We start from the raw sequence: 17,303 nt of genomic DNA on the forward strand, positions 1-17,303 counted from the left end.
GCCGATGACGAAGATGCGAGCACGGGTGCTGCTGCCCAACCGGGGGCAGATGGAGTTTCGGGCAAGTGACCTGGAGTCACTGCTGCCGGAGGGGCATCGGGCGCGCCTGGTGTGGGCGTACGTCGAGCGGCAGGACCTGTCACGGTTCTACGCCGGGATTCGTGCGGTCGATGGCGGGGTGGGCCGCTCGGCAATCGCGCCGGAGATTTTGCTGGCGCTGTGGTTGTACGCCACGCTCGACGGGGTGGGCAGCGCGCGGGCGGTGTCACGGCTGCTCGAATCGCATGACGCCTACCGCTGGTTGTGCGGCGGGGTTCAGGTCAATCACCACACCCTTTCGGACTTTCGCAAGGATCAGGGCGAAGGGCTGGACGAGTTGTTGAGTGTGAGCATCGCCAGCCTGATGGCGGCCGGGGTGGTCAAGCTCAAACAGGTGGCGCAGGACGGGATGCGGGTGCGCGCCAGCGCCGGGGCGGGCTCGTTTCGCCGCAAGGAGAAGCTCGAAGGCTACCTGGAGGCGGCGCGCGCGGCCGTGGCGCGGCTCAAAGCCGAGGTGGAGGCGGACCCGGCGCAGGCCGAACGGGCGCGGGAAGCGGCCCGGCTACGGGCGGCGAAAGAGCGTGAAGCGCGTCTTGAGAAAGCGCTGGCGCGGCTGCCCGAGATCGAAGCGATCAAGCAGCGGCAAGGCAAAAACCCCGACCAGGCGCGCGCGTCGATGACCGATGCCGAAGCGACGGTGATGAAGATGGGCGACGGCGGCTTTCGGCCGGCGTACAACCCGCAGCTGGCGAGCGACGCCGACTCGCTGGTGATCGTGGGGGTCGAGGTGGCCACCGTCGGCAGCGACCAAGGGCAGATGGTGCCGATGATCGAGCAGGTCACCGCGCGCTGTGGTCAGGCCCCGGAGGCTTGGCTGGTCGATGGCGGCTACGTCGGGCACGAGCAGATCGAGCAGGCGAGCCGGAGCACCGTCGTTTATGGGCCGGTGCCGCAACCCAAGGACAAGGCGGTCGATCCGCACCAGGCGAAGGCCGGCGACAGCGAAGCGGTGGCGGCCTGGCGGCAGCGGATGGGCACGGACGAGGCCAAGGTCATTTACAAGCGGCGAGCGGCAACGGCCGAATGCGTCAATGCGCACAGCCGCAACCGCGGCCTGCAGCAGTTCCGGGTGCGGGGTCTGGCGAAGGTCAAGTGTGTGATGCTGATCTTTGCTTTGGCGCACAACCTGATGCGCATGGTCAGCCTCGCACCGGAATTGCTCGGGGTAGGGACAGGTGCGTCCGCAGTTCCCGGAATCGGGGTTTAAGGGGCGAAAAATGGGGAAAAACGTCAAATGAACCGTCGATAGCAGCACAAACGATGCAAAAACCCTATCGCGCCCAGCAAAACGGCGTTAACCCCGCTCGCGCGTCTAATCGGTCCTGCGAACGAAAGATTCACAAACTCTGAGCGCATCCGCGCTGATGAAACCCTGGTTGGCGAGCGCGCGGGCCTGGTCGAGCTGCGCCTCGGCGAGCTTGGCACGATCGCCGATCAGCCGGCTCTGCGCCGCGGCGCGCTCCACCTCGATGCGGTACGCGGCGTCGTCGATGCGCGCGAGCTCCGCGCCTTTCGCGACCGCCTGCCCGACGCGCTTCGGCAGGCTCTCGATGCGGCCGGAGACTTCGGCGGCGATGCGCGCCTCGTCGACCGCCACCACGTGCGCCGAGGCGCGGAATTCGGGATACACCGCGACTTCGGACAACGGGCGGGCTGACCATTCGGCAGCCGCCGCAAAGCGGGGCAACAGCGCCGACAATATCAAGGCAAGGCACAGGAGACGCTTCATGCGGGATTATCTTCTCGTTCAGTGAACGCGCGCAGCAACCACGGCGGACGCCGGACGTGCGGGCGCGCAGCGGGATTGTCATCGCCCCGCCGGCAATCGTCCAGTGGGGACGATCCGGCCGGCGCGACCGGCGCCGTGTGCCACGACCGGCGGCCCGTCGCCGCCCCGGGCCTCTGCTATGCTGCCGCTGGCATGAAACGCGCTCATCGCCGGCCTGAAAATCCCTCGCCCTGCATCGCGGCGGCGCTTGCTACCATCGCTTTGCCCTCATCGCTCACCCCATCCCGAACAAAAAACCGGAGACCGCCCCATGACCCCATCGCCCACCGCCGGGCCACGCGTCGGACTGTTCGCCACCTGCCTGATGAACCTGTTCCGGCCGAATGTCGGTTTTTCCGCGGTCAAGCTGCTCGAAGACGCGGGATGCAGCGTCGAGGTGCCGGCGAGCCAGACCTGCTGCGGCCAGCCCGGCTACAACAGCGGCGACTATGACGCGGCGCGCGCGCTGGCACGGCAGGTCATCGAGGCGTTCGAGCATTTCGATTACGTCGTGGGGCCGTCCGGCTCGTGCATGGCGACGATCCGCCACGACTATCCGGCGCTGTTCGCCGGCGACGCGCAGTGGCTGCCGCGCGCCGAGGCGTTGTCGAGGAAGAGCTTCGAATTGCTGTCGTTCCTCGCCGACGTGCGCGGCGCGGCAGTCACGGTCGATGCGCGCTACGCGGGCACCGCGACTTACCACGACTCGTGTTCGGGCCTGCGCGGGCTCGGCATCAAGGGCCAGCCGCGCGCGCTGCTCGGCGAAGTCGACGGACTCAAGGTCAAGGAGATGGAAGACAGTGAAGTGTGTTGCGGCTTCGGCGGCACGTTCTGCGTCAAATACCCGGAAATTTCCGAGAAAATGGTTGATGACAAAGTGCGCAACATCCTCGCCACCGGCGCCGACACGCTGCTCGGCGGCGATCTGGGCTGCCTGATGAACATCGCCGGGCGCCTGAAGCGCATCAACGCCCCGGTCAAGGTGTACCACGCCGCCGAAGTGCTCGCCGGCTTCGCCGACGGGCCAGGTCTCGCCGACGCGCCGAAGGAGTCGCGCTGATGGAAATCCGTTCGAACGAATTCAAGGAGCGCTCGGTCTTCGCGATCCACGACGCGAACCTGCAGACCGCGCTCGGGCGCGCGCGCTACGGCTTCGTCGGCAAGCGCGCGCTGCAGGTCGCCGAGCTGCCGGAATTCGAGCAGTTGCGCGAGGAGGCGAAGAACCTCAAGAACCACGTCCTCGACCACCTCGACCACTATCTCGAGCGTTACGAACAGGCGGTCACGGCGGCCGGCGGGCGCGTGCACTGGGCGCGCGACGCGGCCGAAGCGCGCGAGATCATCCTCGGCATCTGCAAGCGGGTCGGTGCCAGGACGGTCACGAAAGGCAAGTCGATGGTGTCCGAGGAGATCGATCTCAACGACGCGCTGATCGAGCACGGCATGGAAGTCGTCGAGACCGATCTGGGCGAATACATCATCCAGCTCGCGCACGAGCCACCGTCGCACATCATCGCGCCGGCTGTGCACAAGACGAAGGACCAGGTGTCGGACCTCTTCGAAGCGGCGCACGGCGGCCCGCGCAAGACGCAGATCCCCGAGCTCGTCGATGAAGCGCGCCGCGTGCTGCGCGACAAGTACTTCCGCGCCGACGTCGGCATCACCGGCGGCAACTTCCTCGTCGCCGAGACCGGCTCGTCGATCATCGTCACCAACGAAGGCAATGGCGACCTGACGCAGACGCTGGCGAAGGTGCACATCGTCACCTCCGGCATCGAGCGCGTCGTGCCGACGTTGGACGACGCGACGCTGTTCCTGCGCCTCCTCGCGCGCAGCGCGACCGGCCAGGAGACCGAGACCTACACGACGATTTCGACCGGCCCGCGCCGCGCCGACGACCTCGACGGGCCCGAGGAATACCACGTCGTGCTCGTCGACAACGGCCGCTCGAAGATGCTCGCCGGGCGCTTCCGCGACATGCTGCGCTGCATCCGCTGCGGCGCGTGCATGAACCACTGCCCGGTGTATGGCGCGGTCGGCGGTCACGCCTACGGCTGGGTCTATCCCGGCCCGATGGGCTCGGTGCTGACGCCGCTGATCAAGGGCCTCGACGCCGCCTACGACTTGCCGAACGCCTGCACGCTGAACGGCCGCTGCCAGTCGGTGTGCCCGGTCAAGATCCCGCTGCCGGAATTGCTGCGCGAGCTGCGCCACCTGCAGCACCAGCAGAACATCACGCCGGTGATGCAAAAGCGCGCGCTCGGCGTGTGGCGGTGGGTCGCGACGCGGCCGAAGCTCTACCACGCGCTCGAGCAGATCGCCGCCCGCGCGCTGTCGGGCATCGCGCGGCGCGGGCGCATCCGGCGCCTCCCGTTCGCCGGCGGCTGGACCGATTCGCGCGACCTGCCGGCGCCGACCGGACGCACTTTTCTCGAACTGTGGCAAGGCAAGCGAGGCCAGCAATGAACGCACCAGCAAACGCAAGCGGCAATGCCCGGGATGCGATCCTGAAATCCGTCCGCGACGCGCTGCGCCGCGATCCCCTCGACGCGACGCAGGTCGCCGCGCTCGACGCGCGCGTGCCGCGGCACACCCGCCCCGCGCACGACGAAGACCTCGTCACGCGCTTCATGCGCAAGTTCGAAAGCCGCGCCGGGACGGTCGAGCGTGTCGCCTCGCGCGACGCACTTCCCGCCGCGGTCGAAGCCTATCGGCTCGCGCACCGCCTGCCGCAACGCGCCGCCGTCGGCGCCGCGCTGAAGGATCTCGCGTGGCCCGAAGGTTGGCTGATCCATCATGAAGCAGCCGGCATCACCGAAGCGCTCGCGGTGTCGCCGGCGCTGTGTGGCATCGCCGAAACCGGCAGCCTGATGCTCGCGTCGGGCCCCGACAGCCCGACGACGCACAACTTCGTTCCCGACGACCACGTCGTCGTGCTCGAAGCCACCCGCATCGTCGACCACTTCGAGGACGCGTGGGACCTGCTGCGCGCCCGCCCGCAAGGCATGCCGCGGGCGACGAACATCATCTCCGGTCCGTCGCGCACCGCTGACGTCGAGCAGACGATCCAGCTCGGCGCCCATGGCCCGCGTCGCGTGCATGTGATCCTCGTCGGCTGAGCCGTACCCATATTCACTTACAACTCCGCGCCAACCTTTCGTCTCCGGCTCGCGTTTAATCGGCAAGAGGATCCCGGTGCGACACGCGCCGGCTGCTCGTATCCGGCCCAACAAGGAGACAGCCATGAAATCGCACACGCTCAAACTGCTCGCCGCACTCGTCGCCGGCGGCGCAATGCTCACCGCGTTACCCGCACACGCCGACCGCGGCGACCGCGAATGGCGCGGCCACGACCGCGAATGGCGTGACCATGACCGGGATTGGCGCCGTCATGACCGCGAATGGCGCGATGACGACCGCGGCCATCGCCACGGCCACTACAAGAAGCACTGGAAGCACGATCACGAGCGCGTCGTGATCCGCGAACGCATCGTCGAGCGCCGCCCGGTGGTGCGGGAATACCGCTACTACGAGCGCCCGTCGTACTACGTGCCGCCGGCACCGGTATATTCGCGCGACCCCGCGATCGTCATCGGCGTCAGCGTCCCGCCGATCGTCATCCCGATCCGCTGAGCTACAATCGACCTCCCCTCCGACAGCTCTTCTCAAGGAGCTCTACGATGCTAGCTCCGCAATCCATTCTCGACGCGGCCCGGCGGGCGGCGGCCGCGGCAAGCAGTCCGGCCCGAGTGGTCGTTTTCGGTTCCTATGCGCGCGGTGATGCCGACGAGGGATCGGATCTGGATTTGCTCGTGATCGAAAGCGAAGTGCCGGACAAGGCCAGCGAGTACCTGAGGCTTCACCGAGCCATTGGCTCGCTCGGCGTCGGCGTGGATGTCCTTATTTTTTCGCAAGAGGAATTCGCCCGGCGCAGCCAAGTGCCGGGAACGCTCCCTTACTGGGCGGCCAGGGAAGGCAAGCTTCTGTATGACGCCAGCGCTTGAAGAAGCCTCCAGGCTCCTGCGTCTGGCTCGCCGCGACCGCGAGACTTTCGAACTGTTGATGCCTTTGTCGAGGGCAAGCGTCGCGGCGTTGGGTTTTCATGCCCAGCAATCCATTGAAAAAGCCCTCAAGGCCGTCTGCACCTTGCACGGCATCGAGGTCCGACGGACCCATGACCTCGCCGCCTTGGGCCAGGCTATTCTCGACGCGGGGGACGCACTGCCCGTGTCGCTCGATGAACTGCGCGTCCTCAACCCCTTCGCAGTCGAATTCCGCTATGACGACGAAATCGTCTCGACGATGACACGCAACGAACTGGATGCGCGGCTCGCAGTCATCCTGACGTGGGCGAGCAGGTGCATCGATGAATGGCTGCGAGAAAGCTGAGGCGGGCGCCCACGAGAACGAGTCATCCCTGACCTCACTTTGCGTTCGGGACTCCATCGGCAAGAAGGGGCGGCACCGCGAGCAGCCCGCCCAACCGCTCCCAATCGAAAAACGGCCCCGGATCGGTCTTGCGCTCCGGCGCGACGTCCGAGTGCCCGACGACCTCCTCGATCGGGTAATGCGCACAGAGCGTGCGCACGAGCGCCGCGAGCCGTTCGTACTGCGCCGCCTCGAACGGCAACGTGTCGCAGCCTTCGAGCTCGATGCCGATCGAAAAATCGTTGCACCGCTCGCGCCCGCGCCAGCTCGACGCCCCCGCGTGCCACGCGCGCCTGTCCGCCGCCACGAACTGCATCAGCCGGCCGTCGCGCGCGATGAAGAAATGCGCCGACACGCGCAGGTCGCGGATCGTCGCGTAATACGGGTGCGCCGCCGGGTCGAGCGCGTTCGTGAACAGCTGCGAAACGCCCGGCCCGCCGAACTCGTCCGGCGGCAGGCTGATCGCATGCACGACGACGAGCCGCACGTCGCAGCCTTCGGGCCGCGCATCGAAATTCGGCGACTCGCAGCGCTCGGCGTCCGCGAGCCAGCCCTCGGTGAAAACCGGCCGCGCCTCTCGCGCTCCGTGCTCGTCCGGCACCTCGGGGCGCCCGGCTTCAGTACTCGGCATCATGGCTCCCGACCTTCGCGGGGATGCGTTCCCGCTCTCCAAGTTTTCCCTGCAAGACGTGCAGGTCCTGTTTTCATTATCCGACCTCTGCCCTCCGTCGACCCTGCAGTTTCAAAAGAGCGATAGCGTGCCTCCTGCGCCGGGCGATTGACAGCAGAATTGCCGCTCAAATATAGTTGCCTTAGTTTACTATTACTCAAGGCAACCATCTGCGCCATGCAGGGCTTTTTCAGATACTACCTGTCACTGTATCGGCCTATGATCCAGGCCCTGAATCAGCTGCTCCATCCCTATGAATTGTCCTATTCACTGTGGCAGGTCATGTTCTATCTGCACGAGCACGAGCAGGCTTCGCTGGTGGAAATTTCCGCTTATTACGGCATCGAAAAGCCCGGCATCACCCGTCGCGTGCAGCGTCTGGAGGAGCTGGGGTATCTGACGAGTGCGCCCGGCAATGACCGTCGCGAGAAATCGATTGCCCTGACTGCCGAAGGGCAGCGCATCTACTCGGAGTGCCGCCAGCAGATCACGGCGCTGGAGCGACGCGCCACCGCCGGCATCGCCACCGAGCAACTGGAACAGACAGTGACGGTGTTCCAGCAGTTGCTCGGCAACCTCAAATAGCGTTCCCCCGGGCTCATCATGCAACCGACAAAACTCTGGACCCGCGACTTCGTGATCGTTTTTGCGGTCAATTTTTTTCTGGCCCTGGTGTTTTACATGCTGATCGTCGTGATCGGCGCGCATGCGATGCAGGAATACGGTTCCTCGCTGAGCCAGGCAGGACTGGTCGCCGGGATTTTCGTCATCGGCACCTTGCTGGGGCGGCTGATCATCGGCCAGTTCGTCGACGCATTGGGCCGGAAGAAAACGATGGTCATCGGCATGATCGCCTTCACGATCGCCAGCGGCCTGTATTTCCTCAGTGATTCCATAGCCACGCTGATTGCCGTGCGTTTCGTACACGGCCTCGCGCTCGGCGTCAGCAGCACGGCCGCCGGCACTGCCGTGGCCCATATCATCCCCCGCGACCGCAGGGCCGAGGGCATCAGCTACTACAGCCTCAGCACGACGCTGTCTGCGGCAATCGGCCCGTTCCTCGGAGTGTGGCTGCTGCAGCACACCAACTTCAACTGGATATTCGCCGCTTGCGTGGCCGTCGCGACCCTCGGGCTGCTTGCTGCGATGTGGGCGCAGGTGCCGGAAGGGGCATCGCATGCAGGCCTCAGGGGATTCCAGTTCTCGTTGGCCAATCTGGTCGAGGCCCGCGCGATTCCGATCTCCGTGGTCACGTTCCTGTACGGCTTGTGCTATGCGAGCGTGCTGGCCTTCATCAATGGTTACGCCGTCGAACTCAACCTGGTCACGGCCGCGAGTTTCTTCTTCATCGTGTACTCGGCAGTCGTGCTTTTGTCGCGCCCCCTGACGGGACGGCTGCTGGACCGGAAAGGCTCGAACACGGTGGTCTTCCCGTCCTGCCTGTTCCTCGCGCTCGGCCTGGTCGTGCTCGCCAATGTCCAGACCGGCATGGGGTTGCTGGTGGCGGCGGTATTGATCGGCATTGGATTCGGCAACCTGCAATCGGCGCTCTATGCCGTCGCCGTCAAAGTGGTGGCGCCCCAGCGCATGGGGCTGGCGACCTCGACTTTCTATATCTCGATGGATGCGAGCCTGGGCTTCGGCCCTTACCTCCTTGGCCTGGCGATCTCGGAAATAGGCTACCGCAGCCTCTACGGCAGCATGGCAGCGCTCGCCGTCCTGGGCATGCCCGTGTTTTATGTGCTGCATGGCCGGCACGTGGCGCGGTTGCGGGCGCGCGACGCGCTGGCTGCGTCGGCGAAGCCGGAGTGACGGAACGCCTCGACACGCGTAGGTCGCAATCGCTCACCCTCTGACTTTCCGCGATCAGATCCACCCGCGACGCTGCGCTTCAGCCTCCATCGCATCGGCTGCGCCGATCAACACCGGAACGAACCGGTGGCCGGACTGCAATGCGTCCGACAGGACGAGCATGTCCTCTACGTACTCGTGGACCATCTGGTTCCTGAGCTTTCGAATGCTGATCCATTCGTTGGTAGACTCGATAAAACCCAAACGCTCCGCGCGATCCAGGTTATCGATCGCGGCGCCCGGCTTTTCTTCGAGGGCGGCAAGAATCTGCGGCAGCAACTTGTCGCCGAGCGTGTCCTGAAGCCGGGCAAAGCGTCCTACGAAAGCATCCACCCGTTCCGCAAGGTCCGGGTCGGTCGCGAGCTGCCGTGCGCGGTCCGGCGTGAATGGCTGATCAAAAAGACGACGGTCGGTCGTCGCGAGATGGGCACATTCGCGGCGCACCACGCGGACGAGAAACTGCAGCCGAAGCAAACGCCCAGCATCGACCGTCATAACCTCCGCCCCGTTTTAGACGCGAGTTCATGGATCGGCAAACGAGCGAGGTTCGGCGCGCCGATCAGCACGTCGACGCGGCGATCGTCCAGCGCGCGCGACACGCGGGCGGCAAGCCTTGCAGCGAGCAATGCCGGTTCGTCGACCGGTGTCGGCACCTCGAGAAAAAGATCGACGTCGCCCCCCCGCGCTGCGTCGTCGAGCCGCGAGCCGAAAAGGCGAACGCTGGCAGACGGCCCGGCCAGTTCCGCAGTCAATTGCCGAATCGCAGCGGCTTGAGTGTCGGTGAGTCGCATGGTGGGAATTATAGGTGCCGGTTGCGCCGCGCGGGGCAAGGAGCAGGGGTCGGACGCGGAGCGCTTCCAACTTGCGGTTCGTGCCCCGGCTTCCGGCGCGGCGATTCCTGCTCTGTCATTTTTTGACAATCCGTCACGCCCTCTCGTCACACCTTGACGCTCCGGCCCGGCTTTTCGGGGGCATGCCCCTGTAATTCCGGCCTCAGGACTTCTGGCACGGCCGTTGCGTTACCCCTGCCAAGCGGGCTTTCCGCTGTTCAAAGGGGAACATCATGAAAAAGGCACAACAGGGTTTCACGCTGATCGAACTGATGATCGTTGTGGCGATCATTGGGATCTTGGCGGCGGTAGCGCTACCAGCGTATCAGGATTACACGGTTCGGGCGCGCGTGAGCGAGGGCTTGGCCGCGGCGTCGGCCGCAAAAATCAATGTCGCCGACGTGCTGGCGTCGGGTAACCCGCAAGCTTTGGCTACGGGCTATAACACCGGCTACACGAGCCCGACTGCTACCGCCAACGTGACAAGTGTTGCAATTACCCCGGCCACTGGCGTGATCACTGTGACCATGACTGCTGCAGCTGGAGGTGGAACCCTTACCTTTACTCCGAATGCGCCGATTGGCACCGCCCTGCCTGCTGGGGCAGCAACATTCACGCCGCCCAACGATTCCTTAGCCTGGCGCTGCCGTGCAGTTGGTGGAGCGGCAGCTGGCTTTACGGGTGGTGCCGCAGGTACTTTGCCTGAAGAAGACCGCCCAGGCGGTCTTCTTCGTTTTCCGCCTCTCTTGGAAACCGGGGACAGACCCGTTTTTCTCGAAGCCCCATATAATGCTTTCAGCATTTTCAGGCGATCTGGTGGTATGTTCGAACGTCCCGGTTCACCTTCAGCCAGACCATGCCACGACGCCCCCGAATTCTTATCCCTGGTGTGCCGCTGCACTTGATCCAGCGCGGCAACAATCGCTCCGCCTGCTTCTTCTGCGAGGACGACTTCCGCTATTACCTCCATCAACTGGCCGAACAGGCGGAAGCGCACGGCTGTGCGGTGCACGCCTACTGCCTGATGACGAATCACGTGCACCTGCTGCTGACGCCGTCGCGCGCCGACAGCGCGGGGAAGATGATGAAGGCGCTCGGGCAACGGTATGTGCAGTATGTCAATCGCACCTACCGGCGCAGCGGCACCCTATGGGAAGGTCGTTTCCGGTCCTGCCCGGTCGAGAACGAGACTTACCTGCTGGTGTGCCACCGCTACATCGAGCTGAATCCCGTCCGCGCCGGGATGGTCGCGCACCCTGGCGAATACCGGTGGTCCAGCTATCGCGGCAATGCGGATGCGAAATCCGTCGACCCGCTATTAATGGCGCATGCGGCGTACCACGCCCTCGGACGCGACGAGGCCGAGCGCGTCCGAGCGTACCAAGAACTGTTCCAGCATCTGCTCGAGCCCGGAATCCTGGACGCGATCCGCGTCGCGACGAACGGCAACTTCGCGCTGGGGCAGCCTCGTTTCACTGCCCAGATTGAAGAGGCGCTCGGGCGCCGCGCAACGCCGGGACGTTCGGGCCGGCCGCGCAAGCAGGCCGATACGCAAACGGAGAAAAAGGTGGTCTGACCCCGTTTTCGGCTCTAGACTTAGTCCAGCTGCTCAACCATTAAACGGAGCGCCCGATGCCGGTTGTCGTCAACGTCCATGAAGCCAAGACGCACTTTTCCCGATTGCTCGAACAGGCCCATGCGGGACAGGAGATCATTCTGGCCAAGGCGGGAAAGCCGTATGCGCGGCTGATGCCCTTGGCCCCGGCGACTTCGGGCCGCCGGCCGGGACGCCTTGCGGGGCGCATCGGGGACGAATTCTTCGAGCCGCTGCCCGACAGGGAACTGGACGCATGGGAAGGGCGATGAGGTATCTGCTCGATACCCACGCTCTGCTTTGGTGGTTCACCGACGACCCGCGACTGTCACCGGCCGCACGCGAGGCGATCGCGGACGACGCGAACGCCATCCTCGTCAGCGCAGCGAGCGCATGGGAAATCGCTACCAAACATCGCCTCGGCAAGTTGAACGAAGCGGCCGACGCGGTCCGCCGCTTCGACGAGCTGGTTGCGGCCGACGGATTCCAGCATTTACCCGTGTGTCATTTTCACGCCCTCAAGGCGGGCAGCTACCCGGCCGAACATCGCGACCCGTTCGACCGGATGCTCGCGGCACAGAGTGAACTCGAATCCGTGCAGCTGATAACCTGCGACCCGGCTTTCGCCTTGTTCGGCACTGCGACGCTCTGGTAACGAACTTCACGGCGCGCTCACTCCCCCCGCGACCCGCCGCCGCAATTCCCGCAGCCGCGCCTTGACTCGCGCCGCGTTGTCCGGCCCCATGCGCACCAGGATTTTCTGCCCCGCCGACAGCCGTTCGAGTTCCGGATCGGCGAACTGGTAGAGGACTTTGGGCTGGACGACGCGCAGCGGCCCGGCGGGTTCGGGCGTCGCGAGCAGGTGGTCGAGGACGGCGACGAGGCGGTCGTTGAAATACCCCTGCGGATAGCCGAGTTCCTGGTACGCCTGCTGGAAAAGCGGATAGAAGCGCGCGTAGAGCGCCGTGAGATAGCGGATGTCGACGGCTTCGACCAGCGCGACATGGGCCGCGTAGCGCGCCCGGTTGTCTGCGCTGATCACCAGAGCGTCGCCGTCGCCGCTCACGAGCAGGCTGCCCTCGACCGATTTCACCGGCGCCAGGCGCCGCGCGAAGCGCTCGCGGGGCAGGTTGTCGACGGTGACGACGATGCGGCGGATGACGTTCTGGAGCAGCAGCAGGTCCGGCCGGGCGCCTCCAGCGAGAAGCGTGTCGAGTGAGGCGCTGACGGCGGCGTCGCTTTCATCCAGCGCCGGCAGCGGCCCGGCGTCGGGCGCTTCGGCGGCCGGGTCGATAACGGCCTCGATCGGGTATTGGATCGACGGCTCGGCGGTGATCGGCCCGGGCGCGGACGGCTCTTCGACCGCGACCTGCGGATCGGGCTGCGGGACCGTTCCCTGCAGGGCGAAATACCCGGCCACGGCGGCCAGCGTGACCACTGCGGCAAGTCCCCAGCTTTTCGATGCGTTCATGGAATCCCCCCTGTTGTTGCGCGGACGTGGGGTGTGATCCGGCGCCGGCGAATCCGTTCCATACGCGTTCCGTACGCCCGTTTTCCGTTACTCCATCCCCCACTTCTGCAGCCGGTAACGCAGCTGGCGCAGCGTCATGCCGAGCCGGCGCGCGGCTTCGGAACGGTTCCAGCGGGTGTCGTCGAGCATGCGCAGCACGCGCAGGCGCTCGTCATCGCCGTCGCCGGCGCACTCGTCGTCGGGGTGGTCGCCGAAGTCGAAGCGCAACGGCTGGCCGATGCCTGTCGTCGGGTACAGCCTGACATCGTCGACGCCGATCTCGTCGCCGTCGCACAGCGCGCACGCGCGTTCGAGAAGATTTTCGAGCTCACGCACGTTGCCCGGGAAAGCGTGCTGGCGCAGTTCGGCGGCCGCATCCGCGCTCAGACGGCGGGGGGGGCCGCCTTCGCGCTCGGCGAGCCGGGCGAGGATGTGCGCGGCAAGCTCAGGGATGTCCTCGGGACGTTCGCGCAGCGGCGGCACGCGCAGCGTGATGACGTTGATGCGGAAGTACAGGTCCTGGCGGAACTTGCCTGCGGCGACGAGCTGCGCGAGGTCGCGATGCGACGCCGACAGGATGCGCACATCGACGGATTCCTCGGCGTGCGCGCCGACCGGGCGCACCGCGCGTTCCTGGATCGCGCGCAGCAGCTTCACCTGCATCGCCAGCGGCAGATCGGCGACTTCGTCGAGAAACAGCGTGCCGCCGCATGCCGCCTGGAACAGGCCATCCTTGTCCGACACCGCGCCGGTGAAACTGCCTTTGCGGTGGCCGAAGAACTCGCTTTCCATCAGCTCCGGCGAGATCGCGCCGCAGTTGACCGGCACGAACGGTCCGGCGACGCGCGGGCCGAGCTCGTGGATCAGGCGCGCGGTGACTTCCTTGCCGGTGCCGGATTCGCCGTGGATGAACACCGGCGCCTGGTTGCGCGCAAGCTTTTCGACCTGCACGCGCAACTGCGCGAGCGCCGCGGAACACCCGATCAGGCTGCGGCCGCTCGCGGCAGCGGGTGCGGCGCTGGCCGGCAGCGCAAGCCGGAGGGCGTGGCTGACGAGTTCGCGCAGCGCCTTCAGCTCGACGGGTTTCGTGACGAAGTCGAAAGCGCCGGCCTTGAGCGCGCGGATCGCGGTTTCGATGCTGCCGTAAGCGGTGACGACCGCCACCGGCAGGCCCGGCTGATGGGCCTGGATGTGGGCGACGAGCTCGATGCCGTCGCCGTCGGGCAGGCGCATGTCGGTGAGGCACAGGCGATACGCCTTGGCGTCGAGCAGCCGGCGCGCATCGGCGATCGTGCCGGCGGTGTCGCACCCGAGGCCCATGCGCATCAGCGACAGTTCGAGCACTTCGCGGATGTCTTCCTCGTCGTCGACGACGAGGACGTCGATGCGCGGGCGTTGGCGTCGTTCGGGGTAGTTCATGGCTGGGTACGTCCAGTGAGCACGAAGTGGGCGCCGGGGGCGTTGTCCGCCAGTTCGAGCGTCGCGCCGTTGGCTTCGGCGAGTTCGCGCGCGATATAGAGCCCGAGGCCGGTGCCTTTCGGATGTGTCGTGAAGAAGGGTTCGAAGACGCGCAGCCGGTCGGCGGCGTCGATGCCCGGCCCGTCGTCGAGTACGTGGAGCACGGTGCGCCCGCCTGCGTCGGCGGCGAACACGCGCACCGCGCCGGGTTGGCCGGAGCAATAGCGCCGCGCGTTCGCGACGAGGTTGTCGAGGATCTGGTGCAGATGCGCGCGGTCGATGCCGAGCGTCGCCCGCGCCGGGATGTCGACGCGGAAAACGTCCCGTTCCGCGCCGCCGCCGAGCGTCGCTTCATCGATCACCGTGGCGACGAAGGGCGCGAGAGCGAGCGCTTCGGGCAGCGCTTCCTCGCGCCGGCCGAGCGCCAGCACGTCGCGCACCATGCGTTCGATGCGCCGCGCGTTGTCGTTGATGATGCGCACCAGCCGGACCTGGACGTCGGCGCGCTTTTCCTCGGTCAGCAGCTCGGCCGCCTGCATCACCGCCGACAGCGGGTTGCGGATTTCATGCGCCATGCTCGCTGTCAGGCGGCCCAGCGCGGCGAGCTTCATCTGCTGCATGCGCTGCAGGATCTCTTCGAAATCGGTCAGGTAGACCAGCGTGTCGCCGTCAGTGCCACCGCCCTCGCCGCCCTCGCCGGCGCCCACGGCGCGGCAGCGCAGCAGCTTGCCGGACGCGCGCATCCGCCGCAGCGCGCCGTCGGCGGTGCCGCAGGAAACGCGGAAATCGGAAAAGCTCTCGTCGAGTTCGGCCAACAGCCGGCCTTCGAGCGAATCGACGCCGAGCAGCAGCGCGGCGCTCGGGTTGGCCTGACGCACCCGGCCGTCGGCGCCGAGCACCAATACGCCGTCCTGCATGTCGCGGATGATGCGTTCATTGACGGCCTGCTGCTTCGCCAGCGCTACGCCGCGCAGCGTCGCAAGCGATTCGTTGGCCTTCGCGCGCAGCGCGAGCAGGCGGGCGACGATCGCGATGCCAAAGAAGCCGATGCAGACGAAGCCGACCTGCAGGAAGTCCGCCGAGGAGCGTCCGCTGAAGAATCGCCAGCTGTTCTCGGCGAGCACGACGATGGTCGCGAGCGACGCGAAGAACAGCACCGCCCGCCCCTGCGCGACCAGCCCCGCGCCGGCGAGGATCACCATCATCAGCACCGGGATGCCGCTGCGGTAGCCGCCGCTCGCCCACATGATCGTCGCCAGCACCGCGATGTCGATGACGACCTGCAGCATGATCAGCCGGTCCAGGCCGATGCGTCGCGCGGCATCCGGGAACCCCAGCGTCAGGACTGCGGCGATATAGGCGAACGCGACCGCGACGAGGACTTTCGGCGCTTCGTGGCCGAGCTGCAGCTCGCTGCCGGCGACGAGAAACAGCCCGGCGATGACGAGCCGGAAGAAGTTCAGGTAGCGCAGCGGAACCCAGCGCGACGGGTCGAGGTCCGGATCGGGGAATGCCGCGACAGCCATCGGGCGCACGCGCCCTCAGCGCCGCACGCCGAGGCGCCGGTGTTCCTCGCAGCAGAAAAACCCGTCGCCGTCGCGCACGCCTTCGCTCTGCGGTACATGCACGCCGCACTGGTCGCACGCGAGCATCGGTTCCGGCGCGTCCTTCGGTCCGCCCCGCCGGCCGCCGCCCGAGCGCGCATCGCCTCGGCCCGGCTTGCTCAAGGCGCGGCGCACCCACCAGATGACGACGAGGACGAGGATGAAGATGAGCAGGTTTCGCACGGCCGGATCTATCAGGAATGAAGCGCGGCGAGTTTAGCACGCAGCCCGCGCTACACCCGGCACAGCCGCTCGCAGGCCGCGGCGAGCGTCGCCTCGTTCTTGGCGAAACAGAAGCGGAGCACGCGCTCGTCGCGACCGTCGGCGAAGAACGCGGAAACCGGGATCGCGGCGACGCCGCTGTCGCGCGTCAGGCGTTCGACGAAAGCGGTATCGGGCTCGTCGCAGATCGCGCGATAACGGGCGAGCTGGAAATACGTGCCGGCCGACGGCAGCAGTTCGAAGCGCGAGCCGGCGAGCCCGGCGCCGAAGAAATCGCGCTTGGCCTGGTAGAACGCCGCGAGCCCTTCGTGTCGCGACGCGTCCGCCATGTAGTCGGCGAGCGCAAGCTGCACCGGCGTGTTGACGGTGAACACGTTGAACTGGTGCACCTTGCGGAACTCGGCCATCAGCTCGCGCGGCGCGACGACATAGCCGACTTTCCAGCCGGTGATGTGATACGTCTTGCCGAAGCTCGACACGATGACGCTGCGCGCGGCGAGTTCGGCATCGCGCGCGCAGCTCTCGTGCCGCCTGCCGTCGAAGACGATGTGCTCATAGACCTCGTCGGACACGACGACGATGCCGGTGCCGCGCGTAGCCGCCGCGAGCCCCGCCAGGTCGTCGGCCGTCCACACCGTCGCCGTCGGGTTGTGCGGGCTGTTGATCATGATCATCCGCGTGCGCGGCGTGATCGCGGCGGCGACCGCGTCCCAGTCGGGCCGGTAGCCGGGCGCGGCAAGCTGCAGCCGCACGACGCGCCCGCCCTGCAGTTCGATCGCCGGCGCGTACGAATCGTACACCGGCTCGAACACGATGACTTCGTCACCCGGATGCACGAGCGCCGCGACTGCGGTGAAGAGCGCCTGCGTCGCCCCGGCAGTGACCGTGATCTCGGTTTCCGGGTCGTACGCGGTGCCGTACAGCGCCGCGACCTTGTGCGCGATCGCCTCGCGCAGCGGCCCGACCCCCGCCATCGGCGCGTACTGGTTGAATCCGGCGCGCATCCAGTGCGCGACGCGCTCGAACAGCACGTCCTCGGCGTTGAAGTCGGGGAAGCCCTGCGACAGGTTGATCGCGCCGCATTCCTGCGCGAGGCGGGACATCACCGTGAAGATCGTCGTGCCGACCTGCGGCAGGCGGGAGTCGATGCGGACGGGGAAAGTGGGCATGGTGGGCGGTGGGCGCGAGAACGGGATCGCGGCATTCTGGCAGATGGCGCCAGAAGGGCCAATGAGGGACCAATGAGGGGCCAATGCGGGGCCAATGCGG

The 17,303-nt window shown here is 66.5% G+C and carries 21 protein-coding genes and 1 pseudogene; 13 read left to right on the forward strand and 9 right to left on the reverse strand.

What is annotated here, in order from left to right:
* Positions 1 to 4: 4 nt before the first annotated feature.
* On the forward strand, positions 5 to 1,306 hold the full coding sequence (locus tag GO606_RS09355; protein ID WP_246979332.1) for an IS1182 family transposase: 1,302 nt from the start codon (positions 5 to 7) through the stop codon (positions 1,304 to 1,306).
* A gap of 105 nt (positions 1,307 to 1,411) precedes the next feature.
* On the opposite strand, the gene GO606_RS09360 is transcribed toward GO606_RS09355, so the two are convergent.
* Positions 1,412 to 1,828: an efflux RND transporter periplasmic adaptor subunit gene (locus GO606_RS09360; protein WP_246979466.1), complete on the reverse strand. Its 417-nt coding sequence runs from the start codon at positions 1,826 to 1,828 to the stop codon at positions 1,412 to 1,414.
* Between the two features lie 310 nt (positions 1,829 to 2,138).
* Between GO606_RS09360 and GO606_RS09365 the strand changes: the two genes are divergently transcribed.
* From GO606_RS09365 to GO606_RS09390, 6 genes are all read left to right on the forward strand, one after another.
* Positions 2,139 to 2,927: a (Fe-S)-binding protein gene (locus tag GO606_RS09365; RefSeq protein ID WP_169118031.1), complete on the forward strand. Its 789-nt coding sequence runs from the start codon at positions 2,139 to 2,141 to the stop codon at positions 2,925 to 2,927.
* Positions 2,927 to 4,333, forward strand: coding sequence for a LutB/LldF family L-lactate oxidation iron-sulfur protein (locus tag GO606_RS09370; protein WP_169118032.1), 1,407 nt, complete (start codon positions 2,927 to 2,929; stop codon positions 4,331 to 4,333). Before GO606_RS09365 ends, GO606_RS09370 begins: the two co-directional genes overlap by 1 nt.
* A complete protein-coding gene (locus GO606_RS09375) occupies positions 4,330 to 4,986 on the forward strand; it encodes a LutC/YkgG family protein (RefSeq protein ID WP_169118033.1) in 657 nt (218 codons plus the stop codon). The genes GO606_RS09370 and GO606_RS09375 overlap by 4 nt, the downstream gene beginning before the upstream one ends.
* Positions 4,987 to 5,110: 124 nt before the next feature.
* Positions 5,111 to 5,500, forward strand: coding sequence for a hypothetical protein (locus GO606_RS09380; protein ID WP_169118034.1), 390 nt, complete (start codon positions 5,111 to 5,113; stop codon positions 5,498 to 5,500).
* A 47-nt stretch (positions 5,501 to 5,547) separates the two neighbouring features.
* A complete protein-coding gene (locus GO606_RS09385; RefSeq protein ID WP_169118035.1) occupies positions 5,548 to 5,871 on the forward strand; it encodes a nucleotidyltransferase domain-containing protein in 324 nt (107 codons plus the stop codon).
* Complete coding sequence (locus tag GO606_RS09390) at positions 5,855 to 6,256, forward strand: HEPN domain-containing protein (protein WP_169118036.1); 402 nt, start codon at positions 5,855 to 5,857, stop codon at positions 6,254 to 6,256. Before GO606_RS09385 ends, GO606_RS09390 begins: the two co-directional genes overlap by 17 nt.
* A gap of 34 nt (positions 6,257 to 6,290) precedes the next feature.
* Here GO606_RS09390 and ampD read toward each other — a convergent pair whose 3' ends face one another.
* Complete coding sequence (gene ampD, locus GO606_RS09395) at positions 6,291 to 6,929, reverse strand: 1,6-anhydro-N-acetylmuramyl-L-alanine amidase AmpD (protein WP_169118037.1); 639 nt, start codon at positions 6,927 to 6,929, stop codon at positions 6,291 to 6,293.
* A 255-nt stretch (positions 6,930 to 7,184) separates the two neighbouring features.
* Here ampD and GO606_RS09400 point away from each other — a divergent pair, with 255 nt between their 5' ends.
* The gene (locus GO606_RS09400; RefSeq protein ID WP_246979467.1) at positions 7,185 to 7,550 is read left to right on the forward strand and encodes a MarR family winged helix-turn-helix transcriptional regulator; all 366 of its coding nucleotides are present in this window, start codon (positions 7,185 to 7,187) and stop codon (positions 7,548 to 7,550) included.
* Between the two features lie 18 nt (positions 7,551 to 7,568).
* A complete protein-coding gene (locus tag GO606_RS09405) occupies positions 7,569 to 8,777 on the forward strand; it encodes an MFS transporter (RefSeq protein ID WP_211166584.1) in 1,209 nt (402 codons plus the stop codon).
* Between the two features lie 54 nt (positions 8,778 to 8,831).
* Here the strand turns inward: GO606_RS09405 and GO606_RS09410 are convergent, their stop codons facing one another.
* Entirely contained in the window at positions 8,832 to 9,311 is a 480-nt protein-coding gene (locus tag GO606_RS09410) for a hypothetical protein (RefSeq protein WP_169118039.1), read from the reverse strand.
* Entirely contained in the window at positions 9,308 to 9,607 is a 300-nt protein-coding gene (locus GO606_RS09415) for a nucleotidyltransferase family protein (protein WP_169118091.1), read from the reverse strand. Before GO606_RS09415 ends, GO606_RS09410 begins: the two co-directional genes overlap by 4 nt.
* Positions 9,608 to 9,879: 272 nt before the next feature.
* On the opposite strand from GO606_RS09415, the pseudogene GO606_RS22105 reads away from it, so the two are divergent.
* The 4 genes and pseudogenes from GO606_RS22105 to GO606_RS09435 all read left to right on the forward strand — a co-directional run.
* Positions 9,880 to 10,245: pseudogene (locus GO606_RS22105) on the forward strand (pilin); the annotation flags it as partial.
* Between the two features lie 290 nt (positions 10,246 to 10,535).
* On the forward strand, positions 10,536 to 11,222 hold the full coding sequence (locus GO606_RS09425; protein ID WP_246979470.1) for a transposase: 687 nt from the start codon (positions 10,536 to 10,538) through the stop codon (positions 11,220 to 11,222).
* 56 nt (positions 11,223 to 11,278) lie between these two features.
* On the forward strand, positions 11,279 to 11,512 hold the full coding sequence (locus tag GO606_RS09430) for a type II toxin-antitoxin system Phd/YefM family antitoxin (protein WP_169118042.1): 234 nt from the start codon (positions 11,279 to 11,281) through the stop codon (positions 11,510 to 11,512).
* Positions 11,509 to 11,895 (forward strand): type II toxin-antitoxin system VapC family toxin, encoded by a 387-nt coding sequence (locus GO606_RS09435; protein ID WP_169118092.1) that lies wholly within the window; start codon positions 11,509 to 11,511, stop codon positions 11,893 to 11,895. Before GO606_RS09430 ends, GO606_RS09435 begins: the two co-directional genes overlap by 4 nt.
* A gap of 6 nt (positions 11,896 to 11,901) precedes the next feature.
* On the opposite strand, the gene GO606_RS09440 is transcribed toward GO606_RS09435, so the two are convergent.
* From GO606_RS09440 to GO606_RS09460, 5 genes are all read right to left on the reverse strand, one after another.
* A complete protein-coding gene (locus GO606_RS09440) occupies positions 11,902 to 12,711 on the reverse strand; it encodes a DUF3014 domain-containing protein (protein WP_169118043.1) in 810 nt (269 codons plus the stop codon).
* Positions 12,712 to 12,798: 87 nt separating this feature from the next.
* The gene (locus GO606_RS09445; RefSeq protein WP_169118044.1) at positions 12,799 to 14,169 is read right to left on the reverse strand and encodes a sigma-54-dependent transcriptional regulator; all 1,371 of its coding nucleotides are present in this window, start codon (positions 14,167 to 14,169) and stop codon (positions 12,799 to 12,801) included.
* A complete protein-coding gene (locus GO606_RS09450; protein WP_169118045.1) occupies positions 14,166 to 15,734 on the reverse strand; it encodes a sensor histidine kinase in 1,569 nt (522 codons plus the stop codon). Before GO606_RS09450 ends, GO606_RS09445 begins: the two co-directional genes overlap by 4 nt.
* 15 nt (positions 15,735 to 15,749) lie before the next feature.
* Positions 15,750 to 15,995, reverse strand: coding sequence for a PP0621 family protein (locus GO606_RS09455; protein ID WP_169118046.1), 246 nt, complete (start codon positions 15,993 to 15,995; stop codon positions 15,750 to 15,752).
* Positions 15,996 to 16,045: 50 nt separating this feature from the next.
* Positions 16,046 to 17,203 carry a pyridoxal phosphate-dependent aminotransferase gene (locus GO606_RS09460; RefSeq protein WP_169118047.1) on the reverse strand — a complete coding sequence of 386 codons (1,158 nt, stop codon included), beginning with the start codon at positions 17,201 to 17,203 and terminating at the stop codon, positions 16,046 to 16,048.
* Between the last annotated feature and the right edge of the window lie 100 nt (positions 17,204 to 17,303).

Origin of the sequence: Aromatoleum anaerobium (assembly GCF_012910705.2) — a bacterium.
GTDB lineage: Bacteria > Pseudomonadota > Gammaproteobacteria > Burkholderiales > Rhodocyclaceae > Aromatoleum > Aromatoleum anaerobium.